Annotated in this window: 15 protein-coding genes; 7 read left to right on the forward strand and 8 right to left on the reverse strand. The window is 60.9% G+C overall.

Annotation, left to right across the window (positions count from 1 at the left end):
- Positions 1 to 4: 4 nt before the first annotated feature.
- On the reverse strand, positions 5 to 784 hold the full coding sequence (locus E4662_RS11600) for a hypothetical protein (RefSeq protein ID WP_136441730.1): 780 nt from the start codon (positions 782 to 784) through the stop codon (positions 5 to 7).
- Positions 785 to 816: 32 nt separating this feature from the next.
- On the opposite strand from E4662_RS11600, the gene E4662_RS11605 reads away from it, so the two are divergent.
- The 4 genes from E4662_RS11605 to E4662_RS11620 are packed head-to-tail and all read left to right on the forward strand — an operon-like array spanning position 817 to position 3265.
- Positions 817 to 1011, forward strand: a complete 195-nt coding sequence (locus E4662_RS11605; protein WP_136441731.1) for a DUF6494 family protein — start codon at positions 817 to 819, stop codon at positions 1009 to 1011.
- Positions 1012 to 1014: 3 nt separating this feature from the next.
- Positions 1015 to 2073: an Mrp/NBP35 family ATP-binding protein gene (locus tag E4662_RS11610; RefSeq protein ID WP_136441732.1), complete on the forward strand. Its 1059-nt coding sequence runs from the start codon at positions 1015 to 1017 to the stop codon at positions 2071 to 2073.
- Positions 2070 to 2780: a biotin/lipoate--protein ligase family protein gene (locus E4662_RS11615; protein ID WP_136441733.1), complete on the forward strand. Its 711-nt coding sequence runs from the start codon at positions 2070 to 2072 to the stop codon at positions 2778 to 2780. Before E4662_RS11610 ends, E4662_RS11615 begins: the two co-directional genes overlap by 4 nt.
- A complete protein-coding gene (locus E4662_RS11620) occupies positions 2777 to 3265 on the forward strand; it encodes a DUF6505 family protein (protein ID WP_136441734.1) in 489 nt (162 codons plus the stop codon). The genes E4662_RS11615 and E4662_RS11620 overlap by 4 nt, the downstream gene beginning before the upstream one ends.
- 10 nt (positions 3266 to 3275) lie before the next feature.
- Here E4662_RS11620 and E4662_RS11625 read toward each other — a convergent pair whose 3' ends face one another.
- The 3 genes from E4662_RS11625 to E4662_RS11635 are packed head-to-tail and all read right to left on the reverse strand — an operon-like array spanning position 3276 to position 5496.
- Complete coding sequence (locus E4662_RS11625; protein WP_136441735.1) at positions 3276 to 4085, reverse strand: ABC transporter substrate-binding protein; 810 nt, start codon at positions 4083 to 4085, stop codon at positions 3276 to 3278.
- Positions 4082 to 4786: an ATP-binding cassette domain-containing protein gene (locus tag E4662_RS11630; protein WP_136442104.1), complete on the reverse strand. Its 705-nt coding sequence runs from the start codon at positions 4784 to 4786 to the stop codon at positions 4082 to 4084. The genes E4662_RS11625 and E4662_RS11630 overlap by 4 nt, the downstream gene beginning before the upstream one ends.
- A gap of 5 nt (positions 4787 to 4791) precedes the next feature.
- Complete coding sequence (locus E4662_RS11635; RefSeq protein ID WP_136441736.1) at positions 4792 to 5496, reverse strand: ABC transporter permease; 705 nt, start codon at positions 5494 to 5496, stop codon at positions 4792 to 4794.
- A gap of 203 nt (positions 5497 to 5699) precedes the next feature.
- On the opposite strand from E4662_RS11635, the gene E4662_RS11640 reads away from it, so the two are divergent.
- Together E4662_RS11640 and E4662_RS11645 are read left to right on the forward strand one after the other, a co-directional pair.
- Positions 5700 to 7649 carry a sensor histidine kinase gene (locus E4662_RS11640; protein WP_136441737.1) on the forward strand — a complete coding sequence of 650 codons (1950 nt, stop codon included), beginning with the start codon at positions 5700 to 5702 and terminating at the stop codon, positions 7647 to 7649.
- 135 nt (positions 7650 to 7784) lie between these two features.
- The gene (locus E4662_RS11645; RefSeq protein ID WP_136441738.1) at positions 7785 to 8519 is read left to right on the forward strand and encodes a sulfotransferase; all 735 of its coding nucleotides are present in this window, start codon (positions 7785 to 7787) and stop codon (positions 8517 to 8519) included.
- Positions 8520 to 8602: 83 nt separating this feature from the next.
- On the opposite strand, the gene E4662_RS11650 is transcribed toward E4662_RS11645, so the two are convergent.
- Together E4662_RS11650 and trxB are read right to left on the reverse strand one after the other, a co-directional pair.
- Positions 8603 to 10681: a bifunctional sulfate adenylyltransferase/adenylylsulfate kinase gene (locus E4662_RS11650; RefSeq protein ID WP_136441739.1), complete on the reverse strand. Its 2079-nt coding sequence runs from the start codon at positions 10679 to 10681 to the stop codon at positions 8603 to 8605.
- 219 nt (positions 10682 to 10900) lie between these two features.
- Positions 10901 to 11842: a thioredoxin-disulfide reductase gene (gene trxB, locus E4662_RS11655; protein ID WP_136441740.1), complete on the reverse strand. Its 942-nt coding sequence runs from the start codon at positions 11840 to 11842 to the stop codon at positions 10901 to 10903.
- A 210-nt stretch (positions 11843 to 12052) separates the two neighbouring features.
- Here trxB and E4662_RS11660 point away from each other — a divergent pair, with 210 nt between their 5' ends.
- Positions 12053 to 12553, forward strand: a complete 501-nt coding sequence (locus E4662_RS11660) for an Lrp/AsnC family transcriptional regulator (protein WP_136441741.1) — start codon at positions 12053 to 12055, stop codon at positions 12551 to 12553.
- Between the two features lie 89 nt (positions 12554 to 12642).
- On the opposite strand, the gene E4662_RS11665 is transcribed toward E4662_RS11660, so the two are convergent.
- Together E4662_RS11665 and E4662_RS24085 are read right to left on the reverse strand one after the other, a co-directional pair.
- On the reverse strand, positions 12643 to 13410 hold the full coding sequence (locus tag E4662_RS11665) for a Hint domain-containing protein (protein WP_240705175.1): 768 nt from the start codon (positions 13408 to 13410) through the stop codon (positions 12643 to 12645).
- A 234-nt stretch (positions 13411 to 13644) separates the two neighbouring features.
- Complete coding sequence (locus E4662_RS24085) at positions 13645 to 13788, reverse strand: hypothetical protein (protein ID WP_168797961.1); 144 nt, start codon at positions 13786 to 13788, stop codon at positions 13645 to 13647.
- Between the last annotated feature and the right edge of the window lie 91 nt (positions 13789 to 13879).

The raw sequence follows: 13879 nt of genomic DNA on the forward strand, positions 1-13879 counted from the left end.
CGGATTATTGCATTTCCAAAGGCGGCCCGAGGTCGGCGCTCTGAATTCCCGATACATAGGCCATCATCGCCTCGAACTCGGCGAGCGTCATTTCGACGGGCACGATGGGGGATGGGCGGTCTTCGGGGAAGGGTTCGCTCACGCCTTCGAGCACGGTGAACGCCGGGTGCGGGTTCAGAATGTAGAAAACCGAGAACCGCTCGAACCAGTCGGGCAGCGCCCGCAGTACCGCGAAGGACGGGGTCGATCCAATGCCGATCATACGGTTCGTGGGTTCAACCGCATGGCAACGTGTGCATTTCTCGCGCGAGACCTGCAGCCCCAGAGCGCTGTCCCCGTCGGCGCGAACTTCGACGGTTTCGGGTTCTATTTCGCCAGGCGCTTCGAACAGGGCGGCGCCATCAGGGGCAAAGCCGAGAATGGTGCGCCGGCCCACGTCGGACTTCAGCCAATCGGAAAAGCGTTGCGTTCCCGGATGTGCCTTGTCACGCAAATCAAGGTGCCACACCGGCCCGGCCCCACCGCTGTTCTGAAACAGGGCGCGCCCTTCCCCGCCGAGCGCAATCTGCGCCTCAGCTTCGGGCACCAGTGTGACCCGCACCTGGGTCTTGAGGGTGAAGCGCGGCAGAATATGTTTAAGCAATCCGGTTTGCGTCAGCGCATCCGGCGCATACAAGCGAACAAGGCGATCCTCGGCCAAAGCCCCGAAGGGCAGCAGGCACAAGGCCGCAACACACAGAATGATACGCAGATCCGGCATGGGATCAGCGTAAGGCCGCGCCATACGGCGCGTCAATTGCCAAGAAAGGCCAAGCGATGAGCGATGATTTCAATATGTCGATGCGCAAGTTCCTGAAGCAGGTCGGCGTGACGTCTCAGCAGGCGATCGAAGAGGCCGTGCGCGGCGCTGGCGGCGCGGCTGGCAAAGAGTACGCAGTCCGCGCCGTGATCACGATCGAAGAACTGGACATGACTCACGAAGTCAGCGGCACCATCAAAGGGGATAGCTGAGCTGTGGCGAATAGAGAACAGGTCCTTGCTGCGCTGAAATCCGTTCAGGATCCATCGGGCGGCGATATTGTCGGTTCCGGCCTCGTGCGGGCGCTGCAAGTGGACGACACCAGTGTGCGCTTCGTGATCGAAGTCCCGGCCGGGCAGGAAAAGCCCTACATGGCCCTTCGCGATGCCGCGCAGGCGGCTCTTGAACAAATTGGCGTCGGCTCTGTGCAAATCGCCATGACCCAGCATAGCCAGAAGGCCCCGCCGCCCGATCTGAAAGCCGGCAAACCGGCGACCCAGAAAGGTCCGGAGGCGATTCCCGGTGTGGATCGGGTTCTGGCCATTGCGTCGGGAAAAGGCGGCGTCGGGAAATCGACCGTTTCGGCCAACCTGGCCTGCGCCCTCGCCGCGCAGGGCCGCCGTGTTGGCCTGCTGGACGCTGATGTCTATGGCCCGAGCCAACCGCGCATGTTGGGCGTTTCCGGGCGTCCCGCTTCTCCGGATGGCAAGACGATCCTGCCTTTGCGCAACCACGGCGTGACGCTCATGTCCATCGGTCTGATGGTCAACGATGATCAGGCGGTAGTCTGGCGCGGACCAATGCTCATGGGTGCGCTGCAGCAGATGATGATGCAGGTGCAATGGGGTGCTCTGGACGTTCTGATCGTCGATCTACCGCCAGGCACGGGCGATGTGCAGATGACCCTTGCCCAGAAAACACCGGTGACCGGTGCAGTGATTGTCTCGACACCGCAGGACATCGCCTTGCTGGACGCACGCAAAGGCATCGATATGTTCAAGCAATTGAACGTGCCAATCGCCGGGATGGTCGAGAACATGTCGACGCATATTTGCTCCAAGTGCGGCCACGAAGAGCACATCTTCGGCCACGGCGGCGTGGCGGCCGAAGCCGAAAAACTTGGCGTGCCGCTTCTGGCGGAGCTGCCTTTGGACCTCGCCACACGGCTGGCATCCGACGGCGGCGCACCCATCGTGGTCAGCGCGCCGGACAGCGCTCAGGCGCAGGCCTTTGGCCGTTTGGCCACTGCCCTTGTGGACGGAGGCATGGCATGAAGGACGACACCGGCCCGGTCTTTCCGCCTCTGATGAGCGGTGAGGCGACGGACGGTCATGCTTTTGACCATGCCATTCGCCGCGCCGTTCTGGGCTGCGACGCCGGGCTGGTCGTGCACGCCCTTGGCGCTGCCGAAATGCAAGCGGCGCTGGTGATGGCGCCAGAGGTGCCGCTTTCCAAAGCGATGACCATGCTGCCGCTCTGCGCCGTTGGCTTTCAGAACGCTCTGGGGGCCCTGGCCCCGCCCGAAGTGGCGGTTCATCTGGCATGGGATGGCGGTCTGCGGGTCAATGGCGCGCGCTGTGGGCGTTTGCGGATCGCCGCCTCCGAGACGGACCCAGAGGCGCAGCCTGACTGGCTTGTGATCGGGTTGGAACTACCACTGATGCCGCCAAGCGAAGACGGCGGCGTGACCCCCGACGAGACAGCCCTGTTTGCCGAAGGCTGCGCCGATGTTGCGCCGCCGGCGTTGCTCGAAAGCTGGGCTCGGCATGTGCTCAATTGGATCGCCCGCTGGGAAGACCAAGGCACTCGCGCGTTGCACGCGGAATGGCGCGGCTTGGCCTGGGGCATGGGCGAAGACACCACTCAGGGCGATTTGACCGGCCACTACCTCGGTGTAGACGAGGATTTTGGCATGTTGCTGCGTAGCGACGAGACCACCCACCTGATCCCGCTCACAACCCTATTGGAGAGCCCGTCATGACCGTGACCCACCTCGCCCGGGCCATTCATTTCGATGAAAGCGACACCCGTGTTTATGGCGTCCCTGCCCGCACCGGGGAGTGGTGCATTTCCGGCGGGTTCGAGTTTTCGGACTGGGGCGAAGGCGACCTGACCGGCAAGGCCCGGCAGGCGTTTGCCAATGGCTGGTTGGGTCTTGAGAGTTTTGGGCGGGCGACGTTTGTTGCCGTGACCCAGATCGAACCGGCTGAACTGGAGGCGATGGAACAGGCGTTGGCGGCGCATTTCGTCAGCTACTATGGTGCGCCTTCGATTGATGCCGCTTTGCCCGTTGCGCGCGAAGAGATTGCCCAAATGGCCTCGCTCTGCGCTGATCATGACCCCAATACGCTTTTGACCGTCGCCCGCGAGCTGAGTGATGCCGGGGTCCGCGAAGCCTACCGCGTTATTGAAAGTCAGGGTGCGGATCTCGCCCAGGTCGCCGTGCACGGGTCCCTGGACGAGTAAGGCGCTGCGCCTACTGCGCGTTGAAGGTAAACAGCGTTTCGCCGTTGATCTTGTATTCGTTGATCAGAGCAGCGGCGCGCTCCGACGTGAGCCAATCCTCAAGCGCCACTGCAAGATCCGATTTGGCGTGCGGATGCAGTTCGGGATTAACCGGCAGGTAGGCGTATTGGTTGAGCAGCACCGGATCACCGGAATAGAGCAAGGCCAGATCGCCCTTGTTCCCGAAGTTCAGCCAACTGGCGCGGTCCGACAGGATATAGGCGTTCATCCCCGAAGCCGTGTTGAGCGCCGCACCCATGCCCGCGCCAACCGCGTTATACCAGGCGCCCGCGGCGTCCGGATCAACGCCTGCCGCTTGCCACAAGGCGCGCTCTTTCTTGTGCGTGCCACTGTCATCGCCACGGCTGACAAACCGGCTCTGTTGCGTTGCGATCCGCGCCAGCGCGTCCCCCGCATCTGCTGCGCCCGCAATTCCCGCCGGATCTTCGCCGGGGCCAATCACGACGAAGTCGTTGTACATGATCTCGCGCCGATGCGTGCCGAAACCGTCCGCGACAAAAGCTTCTTCAGCCTTACGCGAATGCACTAGGATCGCGTCCACGTCGCCTTCCTGACCCAGTTTGAGCGCCTGCCCGGTCCCGACCACCAGAAGCTGCACCTCCAGATCCAAATCCTTGCGAATCTCGGGCAGGAGCACGTCCGACAGCCCCGAATTGTGGAACGACGTGGTCACCGCGAGTTTCATCACGTCCTGCGCCTGAGCCATGCTGGACATTGCCAGAATGGCAAACAGTGGTGTGATGAGGAATTTCCTGATCATTCGACGATATCTCCGTTCAGAAAAGCCCGCGCCTGCGGGGTTTCAGGGTGGTCAAAAAACTGTTCTGCAGCGGCGGCTTCATGCACCTTGCCGTGCAAGAGAAAGACGACTCGGGAAGCGAGACGCCGGGCCTGCCCCATGTCGTGCGTGGACAGGATCAACCGCGTGCCGCTTGCCGCCGCCTGAGACAAAATGCTCTCGATCTCGCGCATCGCACGGCCGTCCAGCGCCGCACATGGCTCATCCAGAAACAACAGCTTGGGCTCGGCGATCAACGCCCGAGCCAGTGCAAGCTTCTGCTTCTCGCCACCGGACAGCACCGTGGCAGCCCGGCTCAGCATGCCGCCGAGACCAACCCGTGCGGCCCAGTTGCTTGCGGCCTCGCGGGCCTCGGCGCGGGCGGTGCCCCGCATCAGCAACGGGTATGCAATATTGTCGAGCACGGACCGGCGCAGCATGACCGGGCTTTGGAAGACGAAGGCCTGATCGTGCCGCGCGTCCTCCAAGGGACAGCTCCAGCGTATCTCACCACCCGCAAGCCGCGCCGCACCGTGCAGCAATCGCAGGAAGGTCGTTTTTCCGGATCCGTTTGGTCCGATCACGACGCAGGTCCCCTGCCCGTCAAGCGTTAGGTCGATGGGCCCAACAAGCCGCTTGCCCCGCCGGGTTGTCTCTGCGCCAGTCACCTTGAGAGGAAACATGTCACTCACCAGCGGCCCTCCCGCTCTGTGCGGCCCAGCCAGTGGATCGCGAGATTAACCGCAACGGCCAGCGCGATCAGCACAAAACCCAGGGAAAGCGCCAGGGCAAAGTTGCCCTTCCCGGTTTCCAACGCGATGGCCGTGGTCAAAACCCGGGTGGCGTGATCGATATTGCCGCCGACAATCATGATCGCGCCCACCTCGCCGATGGCCCGGCCAAAACCTGCCAGAGCAGCGGTCAGCAAGGCCCGGCGCGCATCCCAGAGCAGTGTCTTCATCTTCTGCCACTGGGTGACGTTCATCGAAATCAGCAGATCGTGGTATTCCTGCCAAAGATCCCGCAGCGACTGATGCGCGATCGAGGCGATCAGCGGCACGATGATGATGATCTGTGCGATGATCATCGCCGTTGGCGTGAACAAAAGCCCAAGAACACCGAATGGGCCGGAGCGCGACAAAAGCACGTATACCACAAGCCCCACCACCACCGGCGGCAGCCCCATGAGCGCGTTCATCACCGCGATGAAGGCGCGGCGGGCGCGGAAACGGCGTACCGCAAGAAACGCGGCGAGCGGCATGGCAATGGCGGACGCCAGCACGAGGGCGCTCAGCGTGATCCGCAAGGAGCGCCACGAGATTTCCACCAGTTCCTTGTCAAGCGTCACGACCAGCCAGAAAGCCTGCGTCAGACCACTCCAGAGATCGCCCATACGACGCGCCCTTTCCAATTTCTAGGCGGAAAGTGACAGGTGCGGGCGGCGCTGGCCAGAGCCGATCAGCCATTGGGCGCGGCAAATCCCAACCTGACCGTTTCTGCCCCAATCCGATCACTGGAACAGGACATTCTGTCCAGTTTGCCAGACGGGGGGCAAAGCGGCTACGGTTGCGCCTGACCTCCTGCCTGCGGAGCCGCATGAAACAGCCTAAACGAACCGTTCGCCTGCGCCTGTTGGTGCTTGCCCTTGCCCCTTTCATCGTCCTGATGCCACTGCTGCTGTTGCTTGGCATGACGCGCTGGACGTCAGATTACGACAAGGTTCTGATCGCCAACGTGGAAAGCGACCTGCGCATTGCAGAGCAGTATCTTGCGCGATTGCTGGATGAAACCGGGGGCGATCTGGATGGGCTGGTCAAGTCCGTGGAGTTTTCTGAGATCCTTTCGGCCAACGCCACGGAAAAGCGCGCGTTCTTTGCCGCCAAACGTGAAACACTCGGGCTCGATTTTCTGTATTACATTCCCGCACATATGACGCTCGAGCCTGCGGCCCGATGGCCGGTGATCGCCCGCGCGCTGGACGGCGTGTCCGAGGCACAGATCGATGTTTTCGGAACAGAGAAACTGGCCAGCCTGTCCAGTGAACTGCAGGATCAGGCGCGGATCGAACTGATCGAGACCGAAGCCGCCGTGCCGACCTCCCGCAAGGAAGAGGATCGCGGCATGGTGGTTCACGCGGCCAGCCCGGTTCACCAGGGCGGGGTATTGGTGGGCGGCATTCTGTTGAACCGCAACCTGCAATTCATCGATACGATCAACGCTCTGGTGTATCTGAACGCTATCACTGGCGGCGACAGGCAGGGCACGGCGACCCTCTTTCTCGACGACGTGCGGGTCTCGACCAACGTGCGCCTGTTCGAAGACGTGCGTGCATTGGGAACACGCGTTTCGGCCGTGGTACGCGGAGCAGTGCTCGGCGAAGGTCAGACGTGGCTGGCCCGCGCCTTCGTGGTCAACGATTGGTATATTTCCGGCTATCTGCCACTGATCGACAGCTTTGGCGGGCGTGTCGGCATGCTCTATGTCGGCTATCTCGAAGCTCCGTTTGCCGCGGCCAAGAACGCTGCTTTTGTCTGGATGATGGTGGCGTTCCTCGCGGTTCTCGCAATCTCCGCCCCGGTGTTTCTGGGCCTTGCGAAAGGGATTTTCGCCCCGCTGGAGCGGATGATCGAAACGATGCAGAGCGTGGGTCGCGGCAACCTTGCCGCGCGCAACGGCGATACGGGCCGGCGCGACGAGATCGGGCAGGTAGCGACCCACCTCGATGACCTGTTGGATCAGGTTCAGGACCGTGATGCCCGTCTGCGCGCCTGGGCGGATGAGTTGAATGACCGGGTCGACAGGCGCACGCAGGAACTGCGCGAGGCCAACGAAAAACTCGAAGACACCTTTCGCCAATTGGTCATGAGCGAGAAGCTGGCTTCTATCGGTGAGATCACCGCGGGCGTTGCGCATGAAATCAACAACCCGGTTGCCGTCATTCAAGGCAACGTGGATGTGATGCGCGAAACCCTGGGCGAAAACACCACGCCCGTTGAGACCGAACTGACTCTGATCGATCAGCAGGTTGGCCGCATTCAGGCCATCGTGGGAAAACTGCTGCGCTTTGCCAGAACGTCCGAGTTCTCCGATACCGATGAATCCGTGGCACTGGCGCCAATCGTCTCGGACTGCCTGCTGCTCGTCGATCACGTGCTGTCACCGGGTCAGATCGATCTGCGAACAGACCTGCCCGACCTGCCATATGTGCGCATCGATCCTGTCGAGATGCAGCAGGTGGTGATCAACCTCTTGGTCAACGCCGCGCAGGCCATGGACGGAGAAGGCGTTCTGGACCTGAAACTCGAAGAAGAGAAACGGGACAACCGCGACGGCGTCACCCTTGTGGTGCGCGACAGCGGACCGGGCATTCCGGCCGATCGACTGGCGTCGGTGTTTGATCCGTTCTTCACGACCAAGTTGGGAGAAGGCACGGGCCTTGGATTGTCGATTTCGCAAACCCTGATCCAACGCGCCGGAGGGCTGATCACCGCGCGCAATCCCGAAGAGGGTGGCGCAGAATTCCGGGTCTGGCTGCCTTCTGAATGATCCACCGCCTCCTGCCAAACAGACCCCCAGAGCTTTTGTACGAGCTGTGCTTTTGTCCGCAACCTTTGCGATTGCGTGGCGGGAGCGATGGCGGCACATACACTTGAACCGGACATTTCACCTGCGGAGGCAACCGTGACTGACGAACCAGAGACGTCAATTTCCAAGACAATGATTGTGAACCGCCGGGAGCGGCTCAAGGCACTCATGGGCCAGGAGACACTGGTTGTTTGCGGCGCGCCTCGGGGCATGACATCGGCCGTGGCCTTCACCCTTTACAATATGGGTTATTTTCTGGGCGATATCCTCGGGCCTGTGAATTATGAAGATATGGAGTTCATGGACGCCCTTCCGCTTCCGTCTTCGAAAACCGCTGAGCCTGAGACAGGGCCGCTCCCCGATTTGATCGCCCGGCGCAACGCTGCGCATCTGCGATGGGGGTTCAAGCTGCCACGGGCAACCTTCCACATCGAGACACTCAATCGTTTGCTTCGCAATCCGGTATTCATCGTCTGCGTCAGGAACCCGGTTGCGGTGGAAAAAAGCATGTCAAAACGCTCAAATCGCCCGTTTGAATACAAGCGGTTTTTGCAAGAAAGCAAAAGACCGCTTGATGCAATTGACGCGGTGCTGTCAGGCACCGATGCCCCACTTCTCATCATCGACATGGACCAGGTCGGGCGTGATCCCGACGCGTTTGTCGAAGAGTTTTCCGAATTGCTTGGGGTGGACACGGACTGCTCCGCTATCGCCGAACAGCTTGCTGCGAAGGGCTACAAAAGCTCTGAACAACGGGACGGCGTGCGTTTCATGATGCAATCAGAATATCGGGACTATCTGGAAAGTCTGGCCGCGAAACCCGGCGCGTAGATCCCTGATCTTCAAATGGAAATAAGGCCGAGATTTCTCTCGGCCTTATTCCGGGCAAGGTGGATTGCCCCGCTCACAGGCGCTTACTCTGCAGCGATCAGGCCAAGGCTTTCCAGCTTCAGGATCACCTGGTGGGCGCAGTTGTCCACGTCCACGTTCTCCGTCTCGACGCTCAGTTCCGGGTTGACCGGGACGTCATACGGATCGGAGATGCCGGTGAATTCCTTGATCTTGCCTTCGCGCGCCAGCTTGTAGAGACCTTTGCGGTCACGGCGTTCACACTCTTCGATCGAGGTGGCAACGTGCACTTCGATGAAGGCACCAAAGTTCTCGATGTCCTCACGCACCGCGCGGCGGGTCGTCGCATAGGGTGCAATCGGCGCGCAGATGGCGATGCCACCATTCTTGGTGATCTCGGACGCAACATAGCCGATGCGGCGGATGTTGAGGTCACGGTGCTCCTTGGAGAAGCCCAGCTCGGAGCTGAGGTTCTTACGAACAATATCACCATCAAGCAGCGTCACCGGACGGCCGCCCATTTCCATCAGCTTGACCATGAGCGCGTTGGCGATGGTTGACTTGCCGGAACCGGAGAAGCCGGTGAAGAACACGGTAAAGCCCTGCTGCGAGCGCGGCGGCTTGGTGCGGCGCAGCTCGCGAACAACCTCAGGGAAAGAGAACCACTCGGGGATTTCCAGACCTTCGGCCAAACGGCGACGCAGTTCAGTGCCGGAGATGTTGAGGATGGTCACGTCATCGCGGTCTGCGATCTCGTCGTTCGGCTCGTACTGGGCGCGCTCCTGAACATAAACCATGTGCTTGAAGTCAACCATTTCTGCGCCGATCTCGGACTGGTGCGCGCGATAGAGCTCTTGCGCATCGTAGGGACCGTAGAAGTCTTCACCGGCGGAGTTCTTGCCGGGGCCAGCGTGGTCGCGGCCAACGATGAAGTGGGTGCAGCCGTGGTTGGCGCGGATCAGGCCGTGCCAGACCGCCTCACGCGGGCCTGCCATACGCATGGCGAGGTTGAGCAGCGACATGGTGGTGGTGGACGCCGGGTATTTGTCCAGAACCGCCTCGTAGCAGCGCACGCGGGTGAAGTGGTCCACGTCGCCCGGCTTGGTCATGCCGACAACCGGATGGATCAGCAGGTTGGCCTGCGCTTCCTTCGCGGCGCGGAAGGTCAGTTCCTGGTGCGCACGGTGCAGCGGGTTGCGGGTCTGGAACGCAACCACTTTGCGCCAGCCCAGCTTGCGGAAGTAGGCGCGCAGCTCGTTCGGCGTGTCGCGGCGTGCACGGAAGTCGTAATGCACCGGCTGTTGAATGCCGGTGACCGGGCCACCGAGGTAGATCTTGCCCGCTTGGTTGTGCAGGTAGTTCACCGCCGGGTGCGCATCGTCATCCGCGCCAAAGACCTTCTCGGCCTCGAGCGATTTGTTCGGCTCCCACTTGTCGGTCACGGTCATGGTGCCGAGGATCACGCCTTCCTGATCGCGCAGGGCAATGTCCTGGCCCAACTCGACGCTGCCAGCGAATTCTTCGGAGACGTCGAGCGTGATCGGCATCGGCCAGAGCGTGCCGTCGGCCAGACGCATGTTTTCCACAACGCCGTTGTAGTCTTCTTCGGACAGGAAGCCTTTGAGCGGGTTGAAACCACCGTTCATCAGCAGTTCCAGATCGCAGATCTGGCGCGGGGTCAGATCGTGCGAGGTCAGGTCTGCGGCTTCGACCTTCAGCTTCTGGGCGCTGTCGTAAGAGACGTAAAGCTCCGGGATCGGGGCGAGGTTGTTCTGCATCAGGCTGCTCCTGTATTTCAGAGGTGTGAGATCGCTCACCGAACCGGTCAGTTCGGAATAAAGAGCGGTGTATTCGGCGAATTTTCGAGCGAGGAAGGCGTCGATCAGACGGTCTTTCTCGGCTTGTCCTTCGGGCGTCAGCGCATACGCAACGCGCTGGCGACGATCGGCGCTGCTGCGCTCGGCGATTTTCACCATTCCGGCGGCTGTGGCCGCACGAAGCTGCGTGTTGAGCTTGCCGAGCGAGACCTTGAGCGCCTCTGCGATGCTCCGTTGGCTCGCCTCCGGCGCACGTTCAATCTGACGGAGCAGCAAGAACAGCTGATCCTCATCAGGAAGCGCAGGATTGGAGAGGGCGGCGGGCATGGGACGAATTCAGAGGACTCAATGTGTGTTCAATGATGAACATATGTCACTCTTCGCACCCGCAGAAAACCCCCGATCTGCCCGATTGGCGGTCTGTTGCCGAAAAGCTGCGTTGCGGGCCACGCATGGCTGGCTGCACCAACGCCCAAAAGCAAAAGGACCTTCGACAGCCTGCCGAAGGTCCTCTTGTTTGCTCAATGCGTCTGGCGGATGACCGACTTACTCCTGCTCAGCCAGCCAACGCTCCGCTTCCAACGCCGCCATGCAGCCCATGCCCGCAGAGGTGACCGCTTGGCGATACTTGTGATCGGTCAGGTCCCCGGCCGCGAAGACGCCCGGAATGGAGGTTTCGGTCGAGTCCGGCTTTGTCACCACATAGCCGCCCATATGCGTCTCCAGCACATCCTTGACCAACTCATTGGCGGGCGCATGGCCGATGGCAACAAAAACACCTGCGCAGGGGATTTCCGCAATCTCACCTGTCTTGACGTTCTTGACCTTCACACCCGTGACGCCTTTCGGCATGTCGTCGCCCACAACCTCTTCAAGCTGATGGAACCAGAGTGGCTCGATCTTGGGGTTCTTCATCAGGCGGTTCTGAAGGATCTTCTCCGCGCGCAGCTCATCACGGCGATGGATCAGCGTCACCTTGGAGGCGAAGTTTGTCAGGAACAGCGCCTCTTCCACAGCCGTGTTGCCACCGCCGATCACAACAATCTCCTTGCCGCGATAAAAGAACCCATCACAAGTTGCGCAGGCGGAAACGCCGAAGCCCTTGAAGGCCTCTTCGGACGGCAGCCCGAGCCATTTAGCGCGCGCGCCGGTGGCGAGGATGATCGAATCCGCTGTGTAGGTCGTGCCGCTGTCGCTGTGCGCGACGAAGGGGCGCTTGTCGAAATCGACCTTCGAAATGATATCGCCGATGATCTCGGTGCCCATGGCCCGCGCATGTGCCTCCATGCGGACCATCAGGTCCGGGCCTTGCACTTCCGTGTCACCGGGCCAGTTCTCTACCTCGGTGGTGGTGGTCAGCTGACCACCCGGCTCCAGCCCCTGCACGAGGATCGGCTCCAGCATGGCGCGAGAGGCATAGACGCCAGCGGTATACCCCGCAGGGCCGGAGCCAATGATCAGAACCTTGGTGTGGCGGGTGTCGGACATGGTCGACCTCTCTATCGTGTATTCCCCTTGCCCTTCGCGAGGGATCGCACCCGATATAGAGATTGTGCCGCCCCGGGAAAAGGTCCGCAGAGGCGCGATAATCAAAGCGTGTTCCAGCCCAATGAGCGCAAAAGAAAATTACTCTTTCTTGAAACATTATTGCGCGCACCGCGCAGGGTGGTATAACATTCGCCAAAATGGGAGAGTTTCATGGCAGGGCATCGGCTGGATCCGATTGATCGGAAGATTCTTGCAGAACTGCAGGCGGACGGCCGCATGACCAACGTCGAGCTTGCCAAACGTGTGGGGATCTCCGCCCCGCCGTGCCTGCGCCGCGTGCGTACGCTTGAAGAAATGGGCTTCATCAAAGGCTATCACGCGGATGTGGACGCACGGGAACTTGGTTTCGAGGTTCAGGTCTTTGTGATGGTCGGCTTGCAAAGCCAGGCCGAAGCGGATTTGCGCGCCTTCGAGGAACGGTGCCGGGAATGGCCGCTGGTCCGGGAATGCCACATGCTGAACGGCGAGGTGGATTTCATCCTCAAATGCGCCGCCCCGGATCTTTCGACCTTCCAGAGCTTCCTGACCGGCGATCTGCTGACCGCTCCCAATGTGGCCAGCGTCAAAACCTCTCTTGTCATTCGTGGCGCCAAGGATGAGCCGGGCGTGCCCTTCGAAGTACTCGAAGAACGGCTGAGCAAGACCGCCTGATCTCCACTCAAGAAAAAACCGCGCCACCTGAGGCGTGCGCGGCTACTCGTCAATGCGTGAGCGAGAGAGATACTAAACGAAAGGTCGGATCAGGTGTCGATCAGGCTGTCGATGACTTCACGTGTGGTCCGTGTCAGACTGACCTGACCGAAGTCTTCCAGCTGGTGGATGTTCGGGAACATCGACAGGAACAGCGAACGCAGGTTCGGCCCGATTGCGTTTCCGGCGGATTTACCGGGATGATAGGTCTCAACCTCGATGCCACCAATCTTGAGCGTCGTATGCTGCGCCGTCATCAGATGGTACATTTGCACGGATCCGGCCGGCATGACCTCCAGCAGGCGATCGCCATCCGTATAGTCCCGGATCGGAGCAAGAACCGCATCTTGCCCCAATAGCGCACCAAGTTTTGCATGACGCACAACCATCCGCGCAGCGGGGCCGACCAGAATGTCGAGCTCCGGACGTCCAAACCCATAAGCGCCGCTTGTCACGCGGGTCAGCGCGGTCAGGGTCGTGCTGTCGTCGCTGCGCCCGGGGACGTAGCTCGTCGATCCGATCCAGGTCACCGCCTGCGCCCCGTCCGAGGTTTCGATGTAGTCACCGGGCAAGAGGTCTTCGATGGCCACCGGGCCGCGCACCGTTGGGATCAGCGTACCCCGCGCAAAGGCCGAGGCGGCGTCCTCGAACAGCGGAGACGCCGGGGCGATATGGCTTTTGAAAGAGATCGTCAGATCAGGCAGAAGCGCCGCCGCTTCGTATTTGCGCATCAGTGCGGCGGGACGGCTCGGCTCTGCAAGCTGTGTGGCTTCTGCGACAGGTGTCGCGAGACGAAGGTCGTGACGGAGGTTTGCCATGTGATCCCCTCAAGAGGTTGGTCACATCCGTGCTGGCCCCCACCAACAACGACAAATGGACAAGTCTGCGATTGCGAATTCTTGAGTAGAATTTGCCGCAATCAGACGAGTCCGTCAAAATTGAAGAGAATTTGGCGACAGTTTCCGCGACAATCGCGCGCGCTGGGCAGGATTGTCTGAAAAACGGGGCCGGGATTGCCACAATTGGCCTCAGCTCCCGGCGAATCCGCGGGATCAGGCGCGTTTGAGCTGGGGCAACGGCGCGGCGCGCTTCTCAATCGTCGCTTTGCGCACAACCCCGCGCTGCCACGGCATGGGTGGATGCTCTTGTTTGGCCGTTTCGATAATCGATTTGATAAAACGCCGCTGCGATTTCATGCCCGTACCCTTGGATTGGCTGTCATTTGAGACAGTTTTTAAGGGACAATGGGGCGGACCTGTGACCAGAGCGGGATAATTGCTTGGCTTT

It is taken from the genome of Pacificoceanicola onchidii, from assembly GCF_004804335.1.
In the GTDB taxonomy this organism is placed as follows: domain Bacteria; phylum Pseudomonadota; class Alphaproteobacteria; order Rhodobacterales; family Rhodobacteraceae; genus Pacificoceanicola; species Pacificoceanicola onchidii.